Consider the following 25892-nt stretch of genomic DNA (forward strand, 5'->3'; position numbering starts at 1 on the left):
AAACAAATGAAAACTATAACGATCAAGATGTTAGCGGCAACCGCTTTACTATTTGGCACAAGTAGTGTTTTTGCTGCCAGTGCACCTAACCGGACCGAATGTATTGCCCCTGCAAAACCGGGTGGCGGGTTCGACCTGACCTGCAAGCTGGTCCAAGTTTCACTACTGGATACGAAAGAGATCAGCAAGCCTATGCGTGTCACTTTTATGCCCGGTGGTGTTGGTGCTGTCGCTTACAATGCTATCGTCGCACAGCGACCTACTGAAGCAGGAACCATTGTCGCCTTTTCTGGCGGCTCTCTACTCAATTTGTCTCAGGGAAAATTTGGTCGCTATAACGTTAACGATGTTCGCTGGCTGGCAAGTGTTGGTACTGATTATGGAATGATCGCTGTCCGTGCCGATTCACCTTACCGTACCCTGAACGATTTGATGAATGCTTTTAAGGATAATCCCAACAGCATTGTATTTGGTGCCGGCGCTTCTATCGGTAGTCAGGACTGGATGAAAACCGCACTGCTGGCAAAAGAGGTTGGAATTGATCCTCACAAAATGCGTTATGTCGCTTTTGAGGGAGGAGGTGAACCTATCACCGCCCTGCTGGGTAATCATATTCAGGCGGTTTCCGGTGATCTGAGCGAGATGGTACCTTATCTGAATGGAGACAAAATCCGGGTTCTGGCTGTTTATGCAGATAAACGACTGGATGGTGATTTAGCCAATATTCCTACTGCCAAAGAGCAAGGTTATGACCTGATATGGCCAATTATCCGTGGATTTTACATGGGACCAAAAGTTTCTGACGAAGAGTATCAATGGTGGGTTGATGCTTTTAACAAACTACAACAAACAGATGCTTTTAAAAAACAACGTGATATCCGTGGGTTGTTTGAATTCAACATGACCGGCAAAGAGTTGGACAGCTATGTGAAAAAACAGGTTGAACAATATCGTGAACAAGCCAGAGCTTTTGGCTTAGCCAAATAACAGAGTCATCATCATGAACGATCGTATCTTTGCTACTATCTGGTTAGTACTCTGTGCCATTGGGATAGTTATTGGTTGGGGAATTCAGAGCGAATACACTTATGAACCTCTAGGGCCCAAACCTTTCCCAATGATCATTCTGTCTCTGATGGCACTCTGTGCTTTACTACTACTTTTCAAAAAACCAGAGCAGAGCAATTGGCCTAGTGCCCCCGTTATCCGTCGCCTAATGCTGTTGATTCTCTCTTTGGTTATTTATGGTTGGTCATTCGAGTGGCTTGGTTTTCCTCTGGCTACAGCGCTGCTGACATTCAGTGTCGCGCTGTTGTTTAACGCAACACTGCCTGCCGCAATCATTTCCGGGGTGTTCCTTGGCGTCACATTATATTTCGCCTTTGACCGCTTACTTGACGTAACCCTGCCTCTCGGTAGCTGGCTCAACTGACGGAGAATTTATGGAAACCTGGATGTATCTCAGTCAAGGGTTTGAGGTTGCAATGGTGCCGCAAAACCTGATTATTGCTTTAATTGGCTGTTTTGTCGGTACGATTGTTGGGCTGTTACCGGGGCTTGGGCCAATTAATGGTGTCGCGATTCTGCTGCCACTGGCTTTCGCTTTAAAACTGCCTGCTGAATCTGCCCTGATCTTATTGGCAACTGTTTATATCGGTTGTGAGTATGGTGGGCGTATATCATCGATTCTGCTGAATGTTCCCGGTGATGCCGCTGCCATTATGACCGCATTAGATGGTTATCCGATGGCCAAACAGGGCCGTGCAGGTGTGGCGCTATCTATTTCCGCGGTAAGTTCTTTCTGTGGTTCTTTGCTGGCAATTTTCGGCATTATTTTGTTTGCACCATTACTGGCGCAGTGGTCACTGGCTTTCGGCCCTGCTGAATATTTTGCACTTATGGTTTTTGCTATTGCTTGTCTGGGTAGCATGATGAGCCAGAATCCGCTGAAATCACTATTAGCAGCATTAATAGGATTGGGTCTGGCAACTGTCGGAGTAGACGCCAACACCGGGGTTTATCGTTTTACTTTCGACAACGTTCATCTGTCAGATGGCATTCAATTTATTGTTGTGGTAATAGGTCTGTTTTCTGTCAGCGAAATTTTGCTGATGTTAGAGAGTACCTCGGCCGGCAAAACCATTATCCGCAAAACAGGCCGTCTGCTGTTCAATCGCAAGGAAGCGGCTGAATGCGCTATGCCAACGCTTAGATCATCCTTTATCGGTTTCTTTGTCGGTATTTTGCCTGGTGCAGGAGCGACTATTGCCAGCGCAATTACCTACATGACTGAGAAGAAGCTCAGTGGGAATAGCGATTCATTTGGTAAAGGTGATATTCGCGGCGTAGCAGCACCAGAAGCGGCTAATAATGCTTCGGCCTGTGGCTCCTTTATTCCAATGCTAACATTAGGCGTGCCAGGTTCAGGTACCACTGCCGTTATGATGGGGGCATTAACGCTCTATAATATTACGCCTGGGCCGGGAATGTTCACTGAACAACCGGATATCGTCTGGGGGTTAATTGCGGCTTTATTGATTGCCAATATTATCCTACTGATTATGAATATCCCAATGATAGGTCTATTTACACGGATGCTCACTATCCCACTCTGGTTCCTTGTTCCAGCGATTGCTACTGTTTCAGCGGTTGGTGTATATGCCATACACAGTACGACATTTGATCTTCTGTTGATGGTAGGATTGGGTATTTTTGGCTACATTCTGAGAAAGATGAATTTCCCGATGTCGCCATTAATCCTCGGTTTCGTATTGGGAGAAATGCTGGAACAAAATTTACGTCGCGCACTTTCTATTAGTAATGGAGAATTTGGCATTCTGTGGAGCAGCACAATTACTCAGAGTTTATTGATACTAGCAGCTCTGGTTCTGATTATTCCACCAATATTACGAATTATCCGTAAGCGCCGTATTCAGCAAATGGCTACTGAAAATAAAACGTAACAAATAAAAGCCTATAATATTACAAGATCATCATTATTATAAAAATATTATGGGCTTTTCTACCGTAACAGGAATATACTTCCGTATTCACATTATATTTCACACAAAATCAAAATTCAGCAAAACAGGTTTGAATTTATACCCTATGGATTTCAAGATGGATCGCGACGGCAAGGGAACGAATCCCCGGGAGCATAGATAACTATGTGACCGGGGTGAGAGAGTGCAGCCAACAAAGAGGCAACTTGAAAGATAACGGGTATACATACAAAGGTGACTCGCTGTACGCAGTCACCTAAGATACATCAAATAACGACCATTGTTGTTTGGACACGATCGAAACAGTCTGTGATGAGGGAAATTAAGCTGAATACTTGCTCATCACCAAAGAAGCATTAGTACCACCGAAACCAAAACTATTGGACATCACGGTATTCAATTTTTGCTCAGTAGGTTTAGTGATGATATTCATGCCTACCGCTTTATCATCAAGAGCTTCAATGTTAATACTTGGTGCAATAAAACCATGCTCTAACATCAGTAGGCTATAAATTGCTTCGTGTACACCAGCAGCACCCAGTGAATGGCCGGTCATCGCTTTTGTTGCAGAAATTGCCGGTGTTGTATCACCAAAGACTTCCCTGATCGCCTCCAACTCTTTCACATCACCCGCAGGAGTAGATGTACCATGCGTGTTCACATAATCAATGGAACCTTTCACATCTTGCAGTGCCATATTCATACAACGAACCGCACCTTCGCCAGATGGAACAACCATATCTGCGCCATCAGAGGTTGCTCCATAACCAACAATTTCAGCGTATATGTGTGTGCCGCGTGCCAATGCATGCTCTAATTCTTCCACAACAACAATACCGCCGCCACCAGCAATAACAAAACCATCACGGCTCTTATCGTAAGTACGGGACGCCTTTTCTGGCATTTCGTTGTATTTCGTTGAAAGTGCACCCATTGCATCAAATTCACAACTCATTTCCCAGCAGAGTTCTTCACCACCACCAGCAAAAACAATATCCTGTTTTCCTAACTGAATAAGTTCAGCCGCATGACCTATGCAATGGGCAGAAGTAGAACATGCAGAACTGATAGAGTAGTTTACCCCTTTGATTTTAAAGGGAGTTGCAAGGCAAGCTGACACACCGGAAGCCATTGAGCGGGTTACCATATAAGGCCCCACACCACGCAAACCACGAGTACGCATCCCATCAGCACCCGCAACCTGGTTATGCGGGGAACCACCACCAGAGCCCACTACCAATCCGCTACGAATATTAGAAACCTGATCATCAGCCAGGCCAGAATCTTTAATTGCCTCTTCCATCGCCAGATAAGCATAAACAGAGGCATCGCTCATGAAGCGCTGAATTTTTCGGTCTATTAATCCGGAGGTATCCAGCTTTACATTACCCCAGACATGGCTTCTCATTCCTATCTCTTTGAATTTTTCAGAAAAAGTTATCCCGGAGCGGCCTTCTTTCAGAGATGCCAGTACTTCTTTCTGATTATTACCAATGCTGGAGACAATACCCAAGCCAGTGATCACTACGCGCTTCATTAAATACCTCATTAAATGTGTTTATCTGCGGGATTTCTATCTATAGCTATGTAGCACTTTAGCGTACACTTGTACGCTGAACAAGTCCGATCAGGATAAAATTACGAATAAAAATTCATCTCTCTAAAAATCCCAATATGTTTTCACGTCAAAATGACTGTTAACTCTCATAGAATACAGTAAAAAAAATTCAGATTTTAATAGATGAAAATAAATTTCAGATAGGAATTATTTTGGTAAACAATAAGATCAAAAAAACACTCTTAATTTCCATCAAAAATTTATGTTAAGGATAATAATATCAATGCAATACACATGAACTTGTCAAGCATCCGAATAATGATTAGTAGGCTTATATTTATATAGAGGTTGCTATACTTGCCATTTTTATTAAATTTCTTACTAATTAGAAACAAATTTAATAACTAAGAATAATAAGGATGAATAAAATTTTTATGAAATGAATCAATCCCTATGTTATATTACTGACTGAATTACGGAAAATACTCAAGATTATAGCAACAAATGTTTTAGAACAGAAAATTTTCCAACTTTATCAACTGATAAAGCCATTATTCACACAAAAATGATGGTAATAATGACCCCTGCTTCTTCCAATAACCGTACACACCGCAAGCAAGGCTCAATACTTTTCCACCCTTTTCTTCTGTCAGGTGGTACATTAACCCCAACCTCGCTAAAATCGCATTATTATCAGCAATATTACAGGCATTACCGTGAAAAATTCTGCTATTTGTACCGCAACCTTAAGTTGGAATGATCAAGGTACTCCGATTTCAACACAGTTTGATGACGTTTACTTCTCAAATCAGGATGGACTGGAAGAAACCCGTTATGTATTTCTCAACGGTAACTGCTTCCCCCAACGATTCTGCACCCATTCCCGTTCTAGTTGTGTAATCGCAGAAACCGGTTTCGGAACAGGATTAAATTTTCTGACGCTCTGGCAAGCATTTGATGCATTTCGACAGCAAAATCCTGATGCGCCATTGAAACGTCTACATTTCATCAGTTTTGAAAAGTATCCACTGAAAACCAACGACTTAAAAGCCGCGCATCAACGCTGGCCTGAGCTTGAGATTTTTTCACAGCAACTTTACCAGCAATGGCCTCAACCACTGGCAGGCTGCCACCGGTTGATTATGGCAAATGGCGCTGCCACATTGGATTTATGGTTTGGTGACGTCAATGATCTATTGCCAACAATGGATTCAAGTCTTCACGGCAAAATAGATGCCTGGTTTTTAGACGGCTTTGCACCTGCCAAAAACCCACAAATGTGGAGTGAACAGTTGTTTACTGCAATGGCGCAATTTGCTCATCCAGAAGGCACTTTTGCAACCTTTACTTCTGCGGGTATCGTCCGTCGTGGTTTACAACAGGCTGGTTTTAATGTCAGTAAAATCAAAGGATTTGGCCGTAAAAGAGAAATGCTGGCCGGAGTTCTGGCAACTCAGAAGTATCAACCATTACCAGCACCTTGGTTTGCCCGTCCGTCAGCAAGCCACAACGATGATATCGCTATCATCGGCGGCGGGATTGCCGGTATTCTTACCGCACTCGCGCTATTGCGTCGTGGAGCACAGGTGACGCTTTATTGTCAGGATGTAGCTCCGGCACAAGGTGCGTCTGGTAATCGCCAAGGAGCACTTTACCCGCTACTGAACGGTAGTAATAACGGACTCGAAAAATTCTTTACCTCTGCATTTACCTTTGCCCGCCGCCAATATGAGCAGTTCTCAGCGCAGGGAATTGATTTCGACCATCAATGGTGTGGTGTCAGCCAGCTTGCTTATGATGAAAAAAGTAGCAAGAAAATTGAGAAAATGCTGGCAACAGAATGGCCGAATGAACTCGCCATCGGCATGAATTGTCACCAGTTGAGTGAAAAATGTGGGCTGGATATTCATCACCACGGCATTCACTATCCACAGGGCGGATGGCTATGCCCGGCAGAACTCACTAAAGCAGCAACAGAGTTGGCACAACAGCAAGGCATGCTCTGTTGCTTCAATCATCAAGTTACTGCGCTTAGCCACAACCAACATGGCTGGCAATTGCATCTCATGCATCAAGGACAATCGTTAAATGCACAACACAAAACGGTGGTGATTGCCAACGGTCATCATCTACCCCAGTTTGAACAAACCGAGAAACTGCCAGTAACTGCTGTGCGTGGTCAAGTCAGTCACATTCCAACCACAACTGATTTGAGCCAATTGCAAAATGTGCTTTGCTACGATGGTTATATGACACCGGCTAATCCAGCCAATCAACACCACTGTATCGGCGCCAGTTATCAGCGTCATCGGCTTGATAATGAATATTCTGAAACAGAACAACAGGAAAACCGTGACCGGTTGCTGAAATGTTTATCTGATGCCGAATGGGTAAATCAGGTTGATGTTTCTGCTAAACAATCCCGTCAAGGTATTCGCTGCGTTATCCGTGATCATATGCCAATGGTGGGAAATGTGCCGGATCTCAATAAAATAATGACAGATTATCAAGATTTACCAGAAAAAATCCGCACAGGGAGCCCCATTACAGATGCACCCTGTTATTCCAATCTATTTGTTATCGGGGCATTAGGTTCTCGTGGATTATGCTCTGCGCCACTCAGTGCAGAAATTCTTGCCGGGCAGATCTTTGATGAGCCATTACCACTGGATAATGAAATACTGGCGGCCCTTCACCCAAACCGTTTTTGGATCAAAAAACTACTGAAAGGTCGTAAATTGAAAAGCCATAAGGAACTGCACCACCAACTATCAGATATTCATATGAATTTGGGTAGTACAGTTCGTTTTCTGCCTCTTAATAAAATTATTGAGTTTTAGCATTATCCAATAGGCGCTGCCAGGTATTAAGCACAAGAACCTGATCCGGTGGTGCCAATTCTCCCGCTTTAATTGCAGTTTGGATACTTTCTTCAACACGGTCATGAAGCTGTTCAGCCGTATGTGCGCCTTCCTGCTCCAATTCTGCTACTGCTAAGGTGAGATGCCCGCGGAGATAACCACCAGCAAACAATTCATCATCACTGGCATGATCTACCATGTCATCAATTTGCGCTAAAATACGCGTTTCAAACTCAGCGAGCATCATTTTTCCTCAAATTCAGTTTCATTCTGCGAATATATCTTCCGGATAAGGAAAATGTTCCGCTTTCAATGGGGGCGTATTGTAGAACGAGTGCAACCCCTGAATAAAGCACTCCGCTCTTGCAGGTATCCCCTGCGCTAAATAATCCATGATCTGAGCATGAACTTTACGCTGAAAAGCTAATCTGTCAGGTTCAAAATCCCCTTCAAGGTTGTCACAACTAACATTAAACGGAAAACCTGCCGCAGTACAAAACAACCAATCAAGTGCTTGTGGTTTAGTTTCTACTTTTTCAAATTCACTTTGCGTCTGTGCATCACGCCCATCCGGGCAATACCAGTAACCAAAATCCACTAGTTTACGGCGTTCTTTACCCGCAATGCACCAATGAGCAATTTCATGTAATGCACTGGCGTAGAAACCATGAGCAAACACAATCCGGTTATAGGGGACCTCTTCATCTGCCGGCAGGTAAATAGGTTCGTTATCACCTTTAACCAAATGCGTGTTGTATTCGTCACCAAAACGGCGATTAAAAATATCAATAAGTTGTTGATAGTTATGCGTTATCATGAATTAAAAACAAAACCCTGAATCAGAAATAAAATGCCAGCCAGCTACGGATCGTATCGCCGTGATTATCATTCAGTAACTTAATACTCATCAAAAAGGAGATAATGACAATCATAGGGCGAATCAATTTCTGCCCATGAGTCAAAACCAAACTTGCGCCCAACCGCGCACCAATCACCTGCCCTGCCAACATCACAAGGCCCAATACCCACAAAACTTGACCGCCAAGGATAAAAAGCGCCAGTGAACCTATATTAGAAGCAAAGTTCAGTACTTTAGCATGAGCAGTGGATTTCGCCAGGTTATAGCCGCACAACACAACATAAGCTAACGCATAAAATGAGCCAACCCCAGGGCCAAATATGCCGTCATATAAACCAAGCCCACTCCCAACAAGCAAGGCGAAGACCACCGGCGTCAAGCGACGATGGCGATCTTCCATACCAATGGCTGGCGTCAAAAGGAAATAAAGACCAATGATAATGACCAGAACCGGTAATAGCTGACAGAGAAAATCTGGCTTTATAAACTGGACAATAATCGCACCAGCCATTGAGCCAAGTAATGTCATCAGTATGGCAAAACGTTGAGATTTGATATCAACCTCACCGTAACGAACAAAATAGAGACTGGCAGAGAAAGAGCCTCCCACTGCCTGCAACTTGTTGGTCGCCAACGCTTGCACCGGAGAGACACCAACGGATAACAGCGCAGGGATGGTCAATAGACCACCACCACCAGAAATCGAGTCAATAAACCCAGCCATTACTGCAACCAGAAAGAGCAGAACGTAAACTTCCGCACCTAATGACAATAACCAGTCCATATTTCATCCCATCAAAAGAAACCGCTTATCAACATTAAGCTACCCATTTCAGTCTCTGGGATTTTCAAGGCTAGCTTCATTCTCAAATTCACCAGCGAGGAAGGCTGGATTCGACATCAGCACACTGCGCCCGCTGGCGTAATAGGTGATCCATCAGCACAATCGCCATCATAGCTTCTGCAATCGGTACAGCACGGATACCAACACAGGGATCATGGCGACCACGAGTGACCATTTCCACGTCTTCACCCTGACGGTTAATCGTTTTGCCGGGCACCATAATGCTAGAAGTTGGCTTCAACGCAATATGAGCAACAATTGGCTGGCTACTGCTAATACCCCCCAGAATTCCTCCCGCATGATTACTGGTGAATCCCCGAGCAGTTATTTCATCTCTGTTTTCGCTGCCGCGTAAATTGATAACACCGAAACCATCACCAATTTCAACACCTTTTACTGCGTTAATACTCATCAGCGCATGAGCAATATCAGCATCAAGGCGGTCGAAAACCGGTTCTCCCAAACCAGCAGGAACATTTTCCGCGACCACGGTCACTTTCGCACCAATAGAATCGCCCGCCTTTTTCAGTTCACGCATCAGGGCATCAAGTTGTTCAAGCTTAGTTTCATCAGGACTGAAAAATGGGTTTTGTTCCACCAGTTCCCAATCTTTCAATTGGCAATGGATATTACCCATTTGGGTCAAGCAAGCACGGACACGAATACCATATTTATCCAGCAAATATTTTTTCGCTATTGCACCTGCCGCAACACGCATTGCCGTTTCACGAGCAGAAGAGCGACCACCACCACGATAGTCGCGGATACCGTATTTCTGCTCATAAGTGTAATCGGCATGGCCTGGACGAAATACATTTTTAATAGCGCTGTAATCCTGAGAACGCTGGTCAGTATTTTCAATGAGTAAACCGATACTGGTGCCAGTGGTTACCCCTTCAAATACACCAGAAAGAATGCGAACCTGATCCGGCTCACGGCGCTGCGTTGTATAACGGGAAGTTCCCGGACGACGCCTATCTAAATCAACTTGCAAATCAGCTTCTGTGATTGCAATGCCCGGTGGCACACCATCGACAATACATCCCAACGCCAAACCGTGAGATTCGCCAAAAGTGGTGACCCGGAAAAATTGCCCGATACTATTTCCCGCCATCCCAATTCCTTCCTGTTAACCGTTCTTTTATTTAACGCTGCCCGTTTTGCGTTTTGCATTATTACCGCAGCTATAACCTATTCAATCTTTGAATAAGCGAAAATGCTCGTGATGTTCAATAAGCTGTTGGCGCGTCAACATAAATACGCCATCACCACCATATTCAAATTCCAACCAAGTAAATGGCACATCAGGATATTGTTCAATCAAATGCACCATACTGTTACCAACCTCACAAATCAATACACCCCGTTCGGTGAGAAAATTTGGCGCAGTTGCCAGAATACGACGTGCCAATTTCAAACCATCTGAACCCGCCGCCAAACCTAACTCAGGCTCACGGCGAAACTCTTCCGGCAAGTCGCTCATATCCTCGGCATCGACATAAGGCGGATTGGTGACAATAAGATCGTATTTAACCGGTGGCATATCGCGGAACAGATCAGAGCGAATCGGAATGACCCGGTGGTCAAGGCTGTGATTCTGAATATTCTGTTCAGTCACAGCCAGCACATCTGCGGAAATATCCACTGCATCTATTTCTGCTTCCGGGAAAGCATATGCACAAGCAATGGCAATACAACCACTACCTGTGCAGAGATCGAGAATATTGGCGGGCTGCTCAGGGATCAATCCTGCAAATTCATTATTAATTAATTCACCAATCGGTGAACGCGGAACCAAAACCCGCTCATCAACATAAAATTCATGACCACAAAACCAAGCTCTATTAGTCAAATAAGCAACTGGAATACGCTCATTAATACGGCGCAATACCCGTTCAACAATACGATGACGTTCAGTGGATGTCAGTCGCGTAGTCAGCATCTCTTGTGGGATATCCAGCGGCAGAAACAGCGATGGAAGAACCAGTTGCAGTGCCTCATCCCAAGGATTGTCTGTACCGTGCCCGTAATAAATATTCGCCGCATTAAACCGGCTAACAGACCAGCGCAACATATCCTGAATGGTATATAACTCAGCTACTGCCTCATCGATAAAAATCTTGTCCAAAAGCGCCTCCAGCCCTGCAAATTCATTAGCCTGCTAGTTTGCCACGATCATTGAAACAAATCAGCTTTATATCAGGTTAATGATATAGAATTTTAAGTACTAATGTTGAGCTAGCAATGAATTAAGGAACGATAACTAAAAAGGCAATCCAGATATTTTATCGCAGATTTTTAATTAATTTTCGGTGCAAACCGTCTTATTCAACAACAAGACGGTTTGGTTTCTACCTATTTAACACCGTGTTTCTTTGGCTGATTGAGCGCTCACAATAATGACATTTTTTCGTATCCATAAATAATAGGCGGATGTTAACAGCGCGATCCATGCGCCTCCCACATAGAATGCAATTCGTGTCGCAGGGAAGTAACTGAGAACAGCAATAATAAATATCATAAACACGATGGTTAAAATCGGCGCAACAGGCCACATCGGTACTGGGAATTGTAATTTTTGTGCTTCTCCCGGTGACATTTTTCTGCGCATAGCAAATTGAGATAGCAAAATCATTAACCAGACCCACACGGTGGCAAAAGTCGCAATTGAAGCAACAATGACAAATACCTGTTTAGGGAGCAAATAATTGAGAACCACAGCACACAATAACGCCAAGGTCATAACCATAATCGTCACCCAAGGCACGCCATTACGGCTTAAATGCATAAATTTTTTATGGGCTAATCCTTTCTCGGCCATACCGTACATCATACGACCCGCACCAAAGATATCGCTGTTAATGGCCGAAATTGCCGCCGTAATGACGACAATATTCAGAATATTCGCCGCCGAACCAATGCCTAACCCCTGAAATATTGCGACAAATGGGCTACCTTCTTGGCCGATGCTATTCCAAGGGTAAATCGCCATTAATACAAAAATAGTGAGTACATAAAACAGAAGAATGCGAAACGGGATAGAGTTAATCGCTTGCGGGATCACTTTCGCCGGATTTTTAGCTTCGCTGGATGTAATACCAATGATTTCAATGCCACCAAAAGCAAACATCACAACAGCCAGAGACTCAATAATGCCCCCCAGCCCATTCGGCATAAACCCGCCGTGTTGCCACAGATTCTGAACTCCCGTTGCCTGAAAATGACCGCTAAAACCAAACAGAATAATACCGGTTCCGGCAATAATCATGGCGCTGATTGCAGCAACTTTCAGAATCGATAACCAGAATTCCATTTCGCCAAATACTTTGACTTTACAAAGATTGAGCGCGCCAATAATGAAAATAATGCTCAGTACCCATATCCAACGCGGCACTTCCGGGTACCATAGCCCCATATAAATGCCAAAAGCAGTCACATCCGCCAGACAAACGATGATCATTTCGAAAGTATAGGTCCAGCCAGTAATAAATCCGGGTAACGGGCCTAAATATTGATGAGCATAACTGGCGAAAGAGCCGGCATCCGGTCTGTGGACTGCCATTTCCCCTAAAGCACGCATCACCATAAAGACAGCAGCACCGCCCACTAAATAAGCTAATAATACCGCCGGACCGGCCATGTTTATTGCTTCAGCAGAACCATAAAAAAGACCCGTACCAATCGCAGAGCCCAACGCCATAAACCGGATATGGCGTGCGTTGAGTCCTCGCTCTAGTTGTAATGAAGCTTGCATGATTTACCCTCTTATCTTTTATTATTGGGTTTTATGAGAAAGATAAATGTGACAATCAGGCCGGTCAGGTGCCGGCCATTGGTTTATTTAACGGCTATTCTTACGCTGTAATATCTGTCCAGAAGGAAGTAATGAGGAGAGATGTTGCTCGGCTAATAATTTCACAGCAGCATCAATATCAGGTGCAAAAAAACGATCCTGATCGTAATAATCTACTTTTGCTCGCAAGATAACACGCGCTTCTTCCAAAATCGGGCTGCTTTTCAGACCATTGCGGAAATCGATCCCCTGGCAGGCAGATAACCATTCAATTGCCAGAATACCTCGGGTATTTTCTGCCATCTCCCATAAACGACGTCCCGCAGCCGGTGCCATTGATACATGATCTTCCTGATTGGCCGAAGTTGGTAAACTGTCAACACTCGCCGGGTGTGCCAATGCTTTATTTTCGCTGGCAAGCGCCGCTGCCGTCACTTGTGCAATCATAAAACCTGAATTCACACCACCATTCTCAACCAGAAAAGGCGGAAGCTGTGACATATGTGAATCCATCAACAACGCAATACGTCGTTCTGACAATGCCCCTATCTCTGCCAATACCAGAGCCAAATTATCAGACGCCATTGCAACAGGTTCAGCATGGAAGTTACCACCGGAAATCACTTCTCCCTGCTCAGCAAACACCAATGGGTTATCAGATACGGCATTAGCTTCAGTCAGAATAACATCCGCAGCATGGCGCAACTGAGTCAGGCAAGCGCCCATGACTTGTGGCTGACAACGTAATGAATAAGGGTCCTGTACCTTGGGGCAATTGATGTGAGAATCTGATAGCTCGCTGCTCTCCTCTAATACATGACGATACAATGCGGCAACATCGATCTGCCCCTGTTGCCCCCGTACCGCATGTACACGGGCATCAAATGGTTTGCGGGAACCCAATGCCGCCTCTACGGATAAAGAACCACAAACTATCGCTGCCGCCAACAGATCTTCTGCCTCAAATAACCCACGTAACGCAAAAGCAGTGGATACTTGAGTTCCATTGAGCAACGCCAAACCTTCTTTAGCCGCTAATGTAATAGGTTGTAAATTGGCCTTTGCCAGCGCTTCTTTGGCTGGCAGCCATTCGCCCTGATAACGCGCTTGTCCTTCCCCAAGTAATAACAAGCTCATATGTGCCAACGGTGCTAAATCACCAGAAGCCCCCACCGATCCTTTACAGGGAATATGAGGATAAATTTCCGCATTAACTAACGCGATTAATGCCTGAATAACAGCGAGACGAATACCTGAGTAACCACGGGAGAGACTGTTAATTTTCAATACCATGATCAACCGGGTCATATTATCGTCCAACGCTTTGCCGACCCCGGCAGCATGAGAGACGACAAGCGAGCGCTGTAGTTTTTCTAAATTATCTTCTTCAATCCGTGTACTGGCTAATAGCCCGAACCCGGTATTAATCCCATAGGCAGTGCGATTCTCAGCAAGAATCGCATTAACACACTCTACGCTGCGTTCAATAGCAGGAAAAATCTGGCTATCCAGAGTGATTTTTACTGGTTGTAGATAAACCTGACGTAGTTCATCAAGAGTCAATTTTCCTGGATAAATAGTTAGTTGCTTCATAATGTTCCTTATTTTGTATTAAGCATCGGCAAGTCTAATCCTTGCTCTTTAGCACAATGGATAGCAATTTCATAACCTGCATCAGCATGACGCATAACCCCAGTGGCCGGATCGTTATGCAGCACCCGTGCTATACGTTCTGCGGCTTCATCAGTTCCATCACAAACAATCACCATACCGGCATGTTGTGAGAAACCCATGCCGACACCACCGCCATGATGCAGAGAAACCCAAGTAGCACCGCTGGCGGTGTTAAGTAAGGCGTTTAACAACGGCCAGTCCGAAACGGCATCAGAGCCATCACACATGGATTCGGTTTCGCGGTTCGGACTGGCTACAGAGCCGGAATCCAGATGGTCACGACCAATAACAATCGGTGCCGAAAGTTCACCGCTGCGTACCATTTCGTTAAAAGCTAACCCTAGCTTGGCTCGTTGCCCTAAACCAACCCAACAGATACGGGCAGGTAGCCCCTGAAAGCTGATGCGCTCCCTCGCCATATCTAGCCAATGATGCAAATGTTGATCATCGGGGAGTAATTCTTTAACTTTGGCGTCAGTTTTATAGATATCCTGTGGATCACCGGAAAGCGCTACCCAGCGGAAGGGCCCGATACCCCGGCAAAATAACGGGCGAATATACGTAGGAACAAAACCAGGAAAATCGAAAGCATTTTCTACGCCAACTTCATATGCCATTTGGCGAATGTTGTTGCCGTAATCAAAAACAGGAATGCCCTGCTGCTGGAAAATCAGCATCGCCTTAACATGTTCCACCATTGAGGATTTTGCTGCTTTGATGACCTCTTCCGGTGCTGAAATAGCACGTTGGCGGTATTCTTCCCAACTCCAGTTTTTCGGTAGATAGCCATTGAGAGGATCGTGTGCACTTGTCTGATCAGTGACCAAATCCGGGCGTACGCCACGACGAACTAATTCTGGCAAAATTTCAGCGGCATTGCCGCACAGTGCGATAGAGATGGCTTTACCTTCCTGAGTGTATTTTTCGATCCGAGTCAGGGCGTCATCCAGATCTTGCGCTTGTTCATCGACATAACCAGTACGCAGGCGGAAATCAATCCTGCTTTGCTGACACTCAATATTTAGCGAACACGCTCCAGCCAGTGTTGCAGCCAGTGGTTGTGCTCCCCCCATACCGCCTAAACCCGCAGTTAACACCCAACGGCCCTGTAAATTACCGTTATAATGCTGGCGACCAGCTTCCACAAACGTTTCATAGGTGCCTTGAACAATTCCTTGGCTGCCAATGTAAATCCAGCTACCCGCCGTCATTTGGCCGTACATCGCCAGCCCTTTAGCATCCAGCTCGTTGAAGTGTTCCCAAGTCGCCCAGTGCGGCACCAAATTCGAATTTGCAATGAGTACCCGTGGGGCATTGCTATGGGTTTTAAATACCCCAACAGGCTTACCCGATTGGATTAACAACGTTTCATCATCTTCCAACTCTTTCAGTGTTTCAATAATCTTGTCATAACACTCCCAATTTCTAGCAGCCCGACCAATACCACCATACACCACCAGTTCATAAGAGTTTTCAGCAACTTCTGGATCAAGATTATTCATTAACATGCGCAGAGGAGCTTCGGTTAGCCAACTTTTGGCTGTTAATTGTGTTCCTCTGGGTGCCCGGATACCGACACTACGGAATTTACTATTTTGGGCGGTCACGGTCTGGCTCCTTTTGATCTTTAGATATTTGCTAAATGTATAGTTGTATATACATGTATATTCAATAGATCAAACCATTAGCCAAAATGACAAATTGATCAGTTTATTATTTTTATTTTCTTATGAATCAATTTGTTAATATTATTTCTCTCCAATTATCAAGGAATCATATTTTTCTTATTTTTGTGTTTATAATCACAAATTATTTACATTAATTTTACAAAAATATGATTTAAGGAAGGAAAGGTTTTCCTAGTACTACAGTCATAACCCGTATTGCGCACGCATCTAGTTCATCTATTTTTCGACGATGGTGGTCGATCGCTGACCTGTCTTTTTTCAAAACAGAACGAGTCATCATGACGGCATTACCTTGTCAGGAGTTACATTGTCTGTATTTCACTCAATTTGACCACTGAGAAAAGTTTTTAGCGCTATTCCTCCAAATTAATTGATCTATTCTTTATACCCTAAAAATTTCAAGATGGATCGCGACGGCAAGGGAGTGAATCCCCGGGAGCATAGATAACGATGTAACCGGGATGAGCGAGTGCAGCCAACAAAGAGGCAACTTGAAAGATGACGGATATATTCGTGATTAAAAAAACATTAGCGATCTTGCCCTAATTAAAAAGCTTGTTATACAATATAGGCATCAATTTAAATGACAATCATTATTACGCCGCAAAAAACTATGATTATAGTACGATAAATACAGATAATAATAATTTCCGAAAGTAAATTACAGATAGTGAAAAAATATGTACAGGAACATGGGCTAAATTTGAAAAAATGTGTTGCCTATGGTGATTCTGGCTCTGACATCCCCTTATTTAATGCGCTTACCAATACGGTTGCCATAAATGGGACGGATAAAATACGGGAAATCGCATTAATCCATTATGAAGGTAATGATCTATGGCAACCCTATCCGCTCATACGGAAAAAAATCAGTGATGAGAATATAGCTATGAGTTGAAACGCCCTTTCAATTTATACCGATTACCGGGAAATAACAGACTGGCACTGGAAACAGTGTAATGAATCGACCAAGTTCGGCGACTAATTAATAAACAAGGAGCCCCTGACTCAATTTGCAACAACTTGCAGGATCGAGGATCACCAGCAATCGCTTCCACAATGTGTTCACCTTCCGTTAGAGGTGCAATCATTGACAAATAATCGTGTGGCGTAAGTTTCGTAAAATCCTGTTGCAAATAATCAGGCACCGCTTGAGCATTGACATAACGATCTTCTATTTGAACAGGAACATCGTTTTCATAATGGACAATAACCGAATGATAAATCGGCGTACCAACAATAATGTCCAATTCAGCGGCCTGTTTCACATCCGCATCCAGCTCGGATAATTTTAATATTTTACAGCGATGCTGATGAGAACGAGCTGAAATCTCATCAGCAATGCTGTGAATTTCAAACAGAGCGGATTGCCCCTTCGGTTCAGCGACAAACGATCCCACGCCTTGCAGCCGTACTAATAGCCCTTCAGCGGTCAACTCACGCAGTGCACGGTTAGCAGTCATACGGCTACAGTTAAACTGTTTAACCAATTCAGCTTCAGAAGGAACACGATCATTTGATTTCCATTCACCAGTGTAGATTTTTTCAATGATGGATTGTTTCACTTTGGCATACAGAGGCACAGGTTTGGCAAATGATCCTGATGAGTGAGTCGTCACAATAAATTCCTTATGCTGTAAAAATATTAAGTGATTAATTACACTCACTGTATCAAGCTATCTTTGCCAAAATAGAAAACACAATAGTACTGTTATTTTAGATAATCAATACCACCAATGTGCTAATTGCCAGGCAAGACGTGCTGCTGCTCTTCCACCTATACCTTGTATATCAAATAGTGGATTGAGCTCAACCAAATCAGCCGCCTGTAGTTTACCGCTCTGACAAATTGGCTGAATTAATTGCAGAAGGCGCTCCAATGGCAGCCCCAATGCGGCTGGCGCAGAGACTGCCGGCATCTGATAAGCAGGTAATACATCCAAATCGATCGTCATGTAAATCAAATCAACTTGCTGGAGTATATCTTGTATCTGCTGTTGTACCTTGTCCAGCATAGTTTCACGACATTGATTATCCCATATAATCGTGGCGTTCAAGCAATTTGCTTCATCCACCAATGCCTGCGTATTAGACGCCAAACTTGCGCCAATGCAAGTATAGTGAAACAGACGTTGATGTTGCTGACAATATTCAGCAAGCTGACGAAATGGTGTACCGGAAGTGGGCTGCGGCGACCGACGTAAATCGAGATGAGCATCAAAGTTAATAATACCAACACGTTGATGTGGAAAAGCATCATAAATTCCAACACCATGAGCAAAAGCCGTTTCATGTCCACCACCCAATACCAAGGTACGTACATTCTGACATTGACATTGGGTAACGGCATCAGACAAAGCTTGTTGTGCTTCACTCAATTGATTGGGATTAGCACGAATGCTTCCCAAATCTACCAATTTATCATGCCCTTTATGACTAGCCATATTTGCCAACGATTGCCGCAAATAATCAGGACCTTGATTGGCACCGGGCCTCCCCTGATTGCGCTTTACACCTTCATCACATTCAAACCCTAATAGAGCAATATAGTGAGAAAATTCTTCCGGCGTAAAATACGGAGATAGTTTAACTGTTTGAAAAAGCCGTAGTGCATTATCCGCTTCTGCCAAATCATTTCGTCCTTGCCAAATAGTCGGCGAAGTAGCATGCCATAAATTCATTTACCGCTCCTTATCTGTTATATATGCTGGAGTGAGTCATAACACCACGAAACACTCTGGTATTCAAAGGGTTATGACCCAACTCATAGAAAATATCAACGGGATTCTCTGCATCCCAGACCACAAAATCGGCGTAAGCTCCTGCGCGCAACTGTCCGTAACGCGGTTCTCTGCCCAATGCACGAGCCGCATGTCGGGTTACACCTAACCATACCTCTTCAGGAGTCAATCCAAATTGAACACATGCCATATTCATGGCCATTCGTAAAGAAGCAAATGGGCTGGTTCCAGGATTAAAATCGGTAGATACGGCTATCGGCACATTAAATTGCCGCAATAAATCAATAGGAGGGCACCGTGTTTCCTGCAAAAAGTAGAATGCACCAGGAAGCAAAACAGCTACCGTACCACTGTGACTGAGCGACTCAACTCCCGCCTGATCTAAATATTCAATATGATCCACAGAAAGACCATGATAGCGAGCGACCAGTTCACTCCCGCCTAAATGAGATAACTGCTCCACATGACCTTTTACTGGAATGTTCCAACGCTGTGCCGCCTGAAAGAGCCGCTCAGTTTGCGCCAGATTAAATCCTACACTCTCACAAAAAACATCTACTGCCTCAAACAGCCCTTTTTGCCAAAGTTGTGGAAGGATATCTTCGCAAATCAGATCCATATAAGCATCGGGATTATGCTTATATTCAGGTGGACAAGTATGAGCAGCAAGCAATGTAGGGCTGATCTCGATCGGGTTATGTCGCGCTAAGTGCTGCGCAACCTGTAGCAACTTTTCTTCATTTTCCAGATTTAATCCATAACCCGATTTAATCTCAATGGTGGTCACACCTTCGGCCATAAATGCAGTAAGACGCTGTTGCGCAGAACGCTCAAGTTGTTCATGAGAACTGGCCCGAGTCGCAGAAACTGTCGCATTAATCCCCCCTCCTTGGGCACTAAGTTCAGCATAGGACATACCATTTAAACGCTGTTCCCACTCATAAGCCCGGTTACCACCAAACACTAAATGGGTGTGACAATCGATTAAACCAGGGGTAATTAAGCGTTGTTGAACATCAATGACCTGACAACGACTCGTCTGTAATGTTGCGGTGGGCAAAATAGCTAAAATTTTGTCATCACGCACGACAAGATCATATTCTTTTAATAATCCGTAAGCTGCATTGACAGCAGGATCCATTGTTGCCAGTCTTGCATTACGCCAGATGATATCAGTATCACGCAGTTCTATTACCATGATCAGCATCCTGTATTGGTCTGTATCTGATATACCCGTCATCTTTCAAGTTACCTCTTAATCCATAGGGTATAAATCAGGTTTTTAATTGTATATACATTTATTTTCCAACCAACTGTCATTGTCAAATTATTTTATTAACTACCTGGATATACCTTCTTATCAGCATTTTTAAACCACAAACTCGGTAAAATCAGGTTTTATTAAACATAATCAGGTTTAATAGTTAAAAAGATGCAGTACACTTGTCACAAAATGGTTTAATTAACTGAGCAATGATGAAAAATAAATACTCCCTGAATGAGGAAGAGATTCACTTATTTCAACAATCGGTAGCAGGCACTAAACGCATCAACCAAGATACCGTCTTACATTCTCCCAGAAGAAAAAAAACCAGCTATATTGCCCCTGAACGAATTCAGCAAGAGCAAATTGATGCCAGCTACTATTTTTCTGATGAATTTCAACCCAACCTTGATAGTGAGGGCCCTACCCGTTACGTAAGGGGAGATACAAACCATTATGAATTGAAGAAATTACGTCGAGGTGACTATTCGCCAGAACTGTTTCTTGATTTACACGGATTAACTCAAATGCAAGCCAAACAGGAAATTGGAGCCTTGATCGCTGCTTGCCGTCGTGAACATGTCTATTGTGCCTGCATCATGCACGGCCACGGAAAACACATTCTCAAACAGCAAACACCTCTGTGGTTAGCCCAACACCCAGATATCATAGCCTTCCATCAAGCGCCAAAGGAATGGGGAGGTAACGCCGCACTATTGATACTTATCGAACTTGATGAGCCTTGAGCCAATACGCCGCTGAATCATTAGGCTTTTGCTGCCAATTGAGACGGGCTGACCTGCCAGACAAGAGTCCCTTTGCCAGTCTGGCTGTTTAAATCCACGCATATCATTGCAGAAGTTGCAAACATCGGTGGTGTTTCTGCCGGACATAGCTCAGCAACTAAGTAGCTGACTAATGGTAAGTGAGAGACCACTAAAATAGCGTTATGACCTTGCTCAGCAAGAAACTGGAGATAACTACTCACTGTAGTCGCATCACCTGACGGCGTTAACCCCAACAACACCTCTTCACCATCCGGCAAAGATAAGGATTTACGAACAATCTGTAACGTTTGTTCAGCGCGAATATAAGGACTCACCAATACGAGATCAATCTGATGCTTTTGCTGTGCTAACCAACAAGCCATTTTTTGCGATTCATCACAACCGCGAGGAGTGAGTTGCCGGGCAGCATCGCTAATTGCCTCTAAAGCCGCGTCACCATGACGCATAATAAAAATTTGCATAGTCCACCGTATGAATGAGTAAGTGCAGTTATACTTCTGATAATAAATATCAGTAATCTCAATCTGAGTTATACAATAAAAATTGTTACTACAAAAACATTTCAGACAGGGTGAACAAGCATTCTACTCAAAACAAAAATAAATAAAATGGTTGAACGACAACCCAATAATAGATGTTGCTTGAATCTATACCCGTCATCTTTCAAATTGCCTCTTTGTTGGCTGCACTCGCTCACCCCGGTCACATAGTTTGCTATGCTCCCGGGGATTCACTCCCTTGCCGCCGCGATGCATCTTGAAATCCATAGGGTATATAAAGAGATCTTTTTTATTCAAAAACACTCAATATGATTGCGGAGCCCCAACGGCACCGGAGTCCCTCTTTTCATCAATACAGTACAAGCCACTATGGATAAAAACTTTTATTCTGTTCAGCCATATTCACTAAACACTCACAAGGTACAAATCTGTCTCCATACTGGCTTTCCAGCCTGCGCAGAATCTCCACCACTCTGGCACAACCAAGGCTATCAATATAACGGAATGGACCACCAAAGAATGGCGGAAAACCAATGCCAAATACCGCCCCAATATCACCATCACGTGGACTTCTGATAATGCCTTCATCCAAGCAACGAACAGCTTCATTAAGCATTAGCATCACACAACGTTGAGCAATTTCTGACGAGAGCATATGCGACTCAGGCGTTATATTCAGCAAGGTATACACTGAGCTATCAACTTTTTTGTCTCTCTTACCAAACTGCCAGAATTTTCTGGGCCCTGGGGCATATAAATAGAAACCACGGCCATTTTTCCTACCCTTACGACCATCTTTCAGTACAGCATCGAGAGATTCAGGTGCAGCAAAACGCGGGCCTAATTGTTCTACCAGAATTGGCATGATTTTGGTGCCAACGTCAATACCTACTTCATCCAATAAATTAATCGGCCCTACCGGAAAACCAAAATTAACCAGAGCTCCATCGATATGGTCAATAGGTTCTCCTGCTACCAAGCAATGCGCGGCTTCACTGATATAAGGAACAAGAATCCGGTTTACATAAAACCCGGCTTTATCACCCACCACGATCGCGGTTTTACCCTGCTTCTTCGCCAAAGAAACGGCTGTAGCAATCGTTTTCTCACTGGTCCCTTGATGTGGAATAACTTCCACCAGCGGCATCTTATCCACTGGACTAAAATAATGCAGACCAATAACCTGCTCTGGTCGTTGAGCTTTTTCAGCAATCTGATGGATAGGTAGTGAAGAGGTATTAGATGCAAATATGGTTTCTGGTTTAGCATTCGTTTCAATTTCTGCCACCATTTGCTGTTTTAGTGACAAATCCTCAAACACTGCTTCAACAACAATATCGGTTTGTGCGAAACCACGATAATCCGTCGTTCCTGAAATCAGCATCATTTGTTGAGCACGCTCTGCCGGGCGTAGTCGTTTTTGCTTCACCCGCTTGGACAACAAATCCCAAGTATATTTCAATACCTGACTAATGCCCTTTTCATTAATATCTTTAATCCGCACCGGTAGTTTGCCTCGGGTGGCTGTTACATTCGCAATGCCTCCACCCATCAAACCACCACCTAATATACCAACGTGCTTGATCTTCGCCGGCTTCTCTGATGACCCCGTTTCATTCTTCAACGAAGTTGCAGCAAAAAACAGATTACGTAAAGCAGCAGATTCCCGTGTCATTGCCAATTCACCAAATGCCACCGCCTCAGCCCGTAAACCCTGGCTCATACCTTTTTCAAGACCTTCTTTGACAACTTCAATAATTCGTTCAGGTGCAGGATAATGTCCACGAGTTTTCGCCAGTGTCTTTTTACGAACGATATTAAACAAAAAGTATCTTCCGACGGGGCCAACTAATAGCCGCTGTTGCCACGGCAAAGGCTTACGCACAGGAATACCCTTTTTGACTTTTTCGATAGCAATATCCAGCAAAATATCCAACGGCACAGCATCATCCACCAATCCGAGCCGTAATGCCTGTTTCGCCCGTAGCTGTTTACCTGTCAGCATGATATCCAACGCTGAACTAACACCAATAAGCCTTGGCAACCGCTGAGTACCACCAGAGCCAGGTAATAACCCAAGTTGAACTTCCGGTAATCCAAGACGAGTTTTATCATCCTGTGAACATACACGCCAATGACATGCAAGCGCCAATTCCAAACCGCCCCCCAAACAAGCGCCATGAATTGCTGCTACGACAGGCAAAGGGTAATTGGCTATCTGAGAAAATAGTTTCTGACCTTTTTCAGCCAAATCTCGCGCATCTTCTTTGGTCTTACATCCGGCAATCATAGAAATATCAGCACCGGCAATAAACGTATCCGGCTTACCGGAAATCAATATTAACCCTTTAAGACCAGAAGATTGCTGAGCTTGCTTGAAAACATTCAGAAATTGATCAACAAATTCTGCTTTCAGCGTATTGACCTTTTCTCCCGGTACATTAATGGTGATGATGCCTATCTTATCTGGCCTGACGTCAAAACTGAAAACAGAAGCAGTTTGGTTTGTACCCGTAGTGATGGGTGCAGCATCATGCTGAGCTTGAGTCATTATTCCACCTCCAATACCATAGCTGTGCCCAACCCGCCAGCAGCACAAGCGGTTGTCAGCCCAAGGCCACCGCCACGGCGACGCAACTCATTCAATACCTGCGTCACCATACGAGCTCCTGTTGCTGCAAATGGGTGCCCATAAGCGATTGAACCCCCTAAGACATTAAATTTGTCCATATCGACTTCACCAATTGCCTGAGCACGCCCTAATTTATTACGAGCAAATTCATCACTGGCAAACATTTTCAGGTTTGCCAGTGTCTGAGCCGCAAAAGCTTCATGCATATCAATCAAAGTTAGATCTTTCAGTGTAATACCTGCACGATCGAGCGCTATTGGCGTGGCGTATGACGGCCCTAATAACATATCTTGCCAGACATCAATGGCCGAGAACGCATAGCTACGCAGATAACCAAGCGGTTTTGTTCCCAACGCCTTAGCCACTGATTCACGCATCAATATGACCGCCGCAGCACCATCTGTCAGTGGTGTACTGTTTGCAGCAGTGACCGTGCCATACTTACGGTCAAATGCCGGACGCAGCTTCGCATAAGAGGTCAGTACAGAATTTTTACGAATATTATTATCTTCAAGCAATGCTTCACGGTATGGAGGGAAATGAGCTGTCATGACTTCATCAACCAACAACCCCTGTTCCCAAGCTTTTGCTGCCAGAATATGGGAGCGATGTGCTAATGCATCCTGGTCTTCTCGACTGATACGGTAAGTCTTCGCCATCTGTTCTGCGGTATCTCCCATACGCAGACCTGTCGAATATTCCGCTACCGCCGGGGATACAGGCAATAAATCGCGAAATTTAAGGCGGCTAAGTAACTTAAGGCGTTGCGATAGCGTTTTAGCCTTATTCATCTCCACCAGAGTACGAGCCAAGGATTTAGTCACACCAATCGGCAATACAGATGAGGAATCTGCTCCACCAGCAATCCCAATATTCACCGTGCCAGCCATAATGCTTTCAGCCACATTGGCAATCGCCTGGAAACTAGTAGCACATGCACGGGATACACTGTAAGCATCAGTACTCACACTTAACCCAGCACCGAGAACAATTTCACGGGCAATATTCGGCGCTTCAGGCATTTGTACTACTTGCCCAAACACCAGTTGGTCAATCTTTTCAGGGAGTAAACCACTCCTAGTCACAAGTTCACTGACGACTGATTTACCCAAATCCACAGCCGGTATGTCGTGATACGATGTTGCCTGTTTAGCAAATGGAATGCGTAGCCCACTGACAATGGCGATACGATCACCTTGCTGTGTCACTTTTGTTAAAGGACGACTCATAACGGCTCCTGAAAGATTATCGTTAACTGAATCAAATTACTGAAAAAACGCTTCAACCAACCTAGACAGGTCTGACCTGATAGATCATTGTTAGCGTAATGTTTATAAATAGCAAACCGGAATAAATCAAAAATGAGAGGAAGCGCAACTTTAATTTATTCAATAGCTAAATGGTTTCAATACTTATTCGAACATGTTCTCAAGCTTCTTTTTGCGACACGGGTCTATTACACCAGCCATAATTTCATTACTAAAATATTCATAATGAATTTTAATATCTTATCCCTCTTAACTACCGGGAAACTCACACTACCTCTTACAGAATATTTATCTGCCGAAATTTGATCTTAAAAAATCGTTTTTAAACGTTTTTATTAATATCAAAAATCATTTTTTTGTTAACTGAGTCGCGTTTTTGATATCAACTTGGTAATATTTTAAAAACATTCTTGCAACACC

22 protein-coding genes are annotated in these 25892 nt (G+C 44.0%); 6 read left to right on the plus strand and 16 right to left on the minus strand.

Annotated elements, in window-relative coordinates:
• Positions 1–6: 6 nt before the first annotated feature.
• From AACQ38_RS15365 to AACQ38_RS15375, 3 genes are read left to right on the plus strand one after another with little or no spacing between them, the layout of a single operon-like run.
• Entirely contained in the window at positions 7–987 is a 981-nt protein-coding gene (locus tag AACQ38_RS15365; protein ID WP_165578515.1) for a Bug family tripartite tricarboxylate transporter substrate binding protein, read from the plus strand.
• Between the two features lie 13 nt (positions 988–1000).
• Positions 1001–1432: a tripartite tricarboxylate transporter TctB family protein gene (locus AACQ38_RS15370; protein WP_165578516.1), complete on the plus strand. Its 432-nt coding sequence runs from the start codon at positions 1001–1003 to the stop codon at positions 1430–1432.
• Between the two features lie 10 nt (positions 1433–1442).
• Positions 1443–2963 (plus strand): tripartite tricarboxylate transporter permease, encoded by a 1521-nt coding sequence (locus AACQ38_RS15375; protein WP_011147390.1) that lies wholly within the window; start codon positions 1443–1445, stop codon positions 2961–2963.
• Positions 2964–3324: 361 nt separating this feature from the next.
• On the opposite strand, the gene fabB is transcribed toward AACQ38_RS15375, so the two are convergent.
• Positions 3325–4539, minus strand: a complete 1215-nt coding sequence (gene fabB / locus AACQ38_RS15380) for a beta-ketoacyl-ACP synthase I (protein WP_165578517.1) — start codon at positions 4537–4539, stop codon at positions 3325–3327.
• A 737-nt stretch (positions 4540–5276) separates the two neighbouring features.
• Here fabB and mnmC point away from each other — a divergent pair.
• Positions 5277–7400 carry a bifunctional tRNA (5-methylaminomethyl-2-thiouridine)(34)-methyltransferase MnmD/FAD-dependent 5-carboxymethylaminomethyl-2-thiouridine(34) oxidoreductase MnmC gene (mnmC, locus tag AACQ38_RS15385; RefSeq protein WP_339367057.1) on the plus strand — a complete coding sequence of 708 codons (2124 nt, stop codon included), beginning with the start codon at positions 5277–5279 and terminating at the stop codon, positions 7398–7400.
• On the opposite strand, the gene AACQ38_RS15390 is transcribed toward mnmC, so the two are convergent.
• From AACQ38_RS15390 to hutU, 8 genes are all read right to left on the minus strand, one after another.
• A complete protein-coding gene (locus AACQ38_RS15390; RefSeq protein ID WP_011147393.1) occupies positions 7387–7665 on the minus strand; it encodes a YfcL family protein in 279 nt (92 codons plus the stop codon). The genes mnmC and AACQ38_RS15390 overlap by 14 nt on opposite strands.
• A 21-nt stretch (positions 7666–7686) precedes the next feature.
• Positions 7687–8238 carry an elongation factor P hydroxylase gene (locus tag AACQ38_RS15395; protein ID WP_165578518.1) on the minus strand — a complete coding sequence of 184 codons (552 nt, stop codon included), beginning with the start codon at positions 8236–8238 and terminating at the stop codon, positions 7687–7689.
• Between the two features lie 22 nt (positions 8239–8260).
• On the minus strand, positions 8261–9064 hold the full coding sequence (locus tag AACQ38_RS15400; protein ID WP_011147395.1) for a sulfite exporter TauE/SafE family protein: 804 nt from the start codon (positions 9062–9064) through the stop codon (positions 8261–8263).
• Between the two features lie 88 nt (positions 9065–9152).
• Positions 9153–10238: a chorismate synthase gene (gene aroC / locus AACQ38_RS15405; RefSeq protein WP_165578519.1), complete on the minus strand. Its 1086-nt coding sequence runs from the start codon at positions 10236–10238 to the stop codon at positions 9153–9155.
• Between the two features lie 81 nt (positions 10239–10319).
• Positions 10320–11252 (minus strand): 50S ribosomal protein L3 N(5)-glutamine methyltransferase, encoded by a 933-nt coding sequence (gene prmB / locus AACQ38_RS15410; RefSeq protein WP_041380199.1) that lies wholly within the window; start codon positions 11250–11252, stop codon positions 10320–10322.
• Positions 11253–11483: 231 nt separating this feature from the next.
• Entirely contained in the window at positions 11484–12878 is a 1395-nt protein-coding gene (locus AACQ38_RS15415; RefSeq protein ID WP_011147398.1) for an amino acid permease, read from the minus strand.
• 87 nt (positions 12879–12965) lie between these two features.
• Positions 12966–14510 (minus strand): histidine ammonia-lyase, encoded by a 1545-nt coding sequence (gene hutH / locus AACQ38_RS15420; protein WP_165578520.1) that lies wholly within the window; start codon positions 14508–14510, stop codon positions 12966–12968.
• An 8-nt stretch (positions 14511–14518) separates the two neighbouring features.
• A complete protein-coding gene (gene hutU / locus AACQ38_RS15425; RefSeq protein WP_165578521.1) occupies positions 14519–16198 on the minus strand; it encodes a urocanate hydratase in 1680 nt (559 codons plus the stop codon).
• A 727-nt stretch (positions 16199–16925) separates the two neighbouring features.
• On the opposite strand from hutU, the gene AACQ38_RS15430 reads away from it, so the two are divergent.
• Positions 16926–17177, plus strand: coding sequence for an HAD hydrolase family protein (locus tag AACQ38_RS15430; protein ID WP_339367058.1), 252 nt, complete (start codon positions 16926–16928; stop codon positions 17175–17177).
• On the opposite strand, the gene hutC is transcribed toward AACQ38_RS15430, so the two are convergent.
• The 3 genes from hutC to hutI form a co-directional block, all read right to left on the minus strand.
• Complete coding sequence (hutC, locus tag AACQ38_RS15435) at positions 17167–17898, minus strand: histidine utilization repressor (protein ID WP_201025051.1); 732 nt, start codon at positions 17896–17898, stop codon at positions 17167–17169. The genes AACQ38_RS15430 and hutC overlap by 11 nt on opposite strands.
• Before the next feature lie 105 nt (positions 17899–18003).
• The gene (hutG, locus tag AACQ38_RS15440) at positions 18004–18960 is read right to left on the minus strand and encodes a formimidoylglutamase (RefSeq protein WP_165578523.1); all 957 of its coding nucleotides are present in this window, start codon (positions 18958–18960) and stop codon (positions 18004–18006) included.
• 10 nt (positions 18961–18970) lie between these two features.
• Positions 18971–20218, minus strand: coding sequence for an imidazolonepropionase (gene hutI / locus AACQ38_RS15445; protein WP_165578533.1), 1248 nt, complete (start codon positions 20216–20218; stop codon positions 18971–18973).
• 278 nt (positions 20219–20496) lie between these two features.
• Between hutI and smrB the strand changes: the two genes are divergently transcribed.
• Positions 20497–21030, plus strand: coding sequence for an endonuclease SmrB (gene smrB / locus AACQ38_RS15450; RefSeq protein ID WP_041380200.1), 534 nt, complete (start codon positions 20497–20499; stop codon positions 21028–21030).
• Positions 21031–21050: 20 nt separating this feature from the next.
• Here the strand turns inward: smrB and sixA are convergent, their stop codons facing one another.
• The 4 genes from sixA to fadI form a co-directional block, all read right to left on the minus strand.
• A complete protein-coding gene (gene sixA / locus AACQ38_RS15455) occupies positions 21051–21533 on the minus strand; it encodes a phosphohistidine phosphatase SixA (RefSeq protein WP_011147406.1) in 483 nt (160 codons plus the stop codon).
• Between the two features lie 101 nt (positions 21534–21634).
• Complete coding sequence (locus tag AACQ38_RS15460; protein WP_162265278.1) at positions 21635–21778, minus strand: hypothetical protein; 144 nt, start codon at positions 21776–21778, stop codon at positions 21635–21637.
• 161 nt (positions 21779–21939) lie between these two features.
• Positions 21940–24123 carry a fatty acid oxidation complex subunit alpha FadJ gene (gene fadJ / locus AACQ38_RS15465; RefSeq protein ID WP_165578524.1) on the minus strand — a complete coding sequence of 728 codons (2184 nt, stop codon included), beginning with the start codon at positions 24121–24123 and terminating at the stop codon, positions 21940–21942.
• On the minus strand, positions 24123–25433 hold the full coding sequence (gene fadI, locus AACQ38_RS15470; protein WP_011147408.1) for an acetyl-CoA C-acyltransferase FadI: 1311 nt from the start codon (positions 25431–25433) through the stop codon (positions 24123–24125). Before fadI ends, fadJ begins: the two co-directional genes overlap by 1 nt.
• Between the last annotated feature and the right edge of the window lie 459 nt (positions 25434–25892).

It is taken from the genome of Photorhabdus sp. RW14-46 (assembly GCF_963887965.1).
Taxonomy (GTDB): domain Bacteria; phylum Pseudomonadota; class Gammaproteobacteria; order Enterobacterales; family Enterobacteriaceae; genus Photorhabdus; species Photorhabdus laumondii.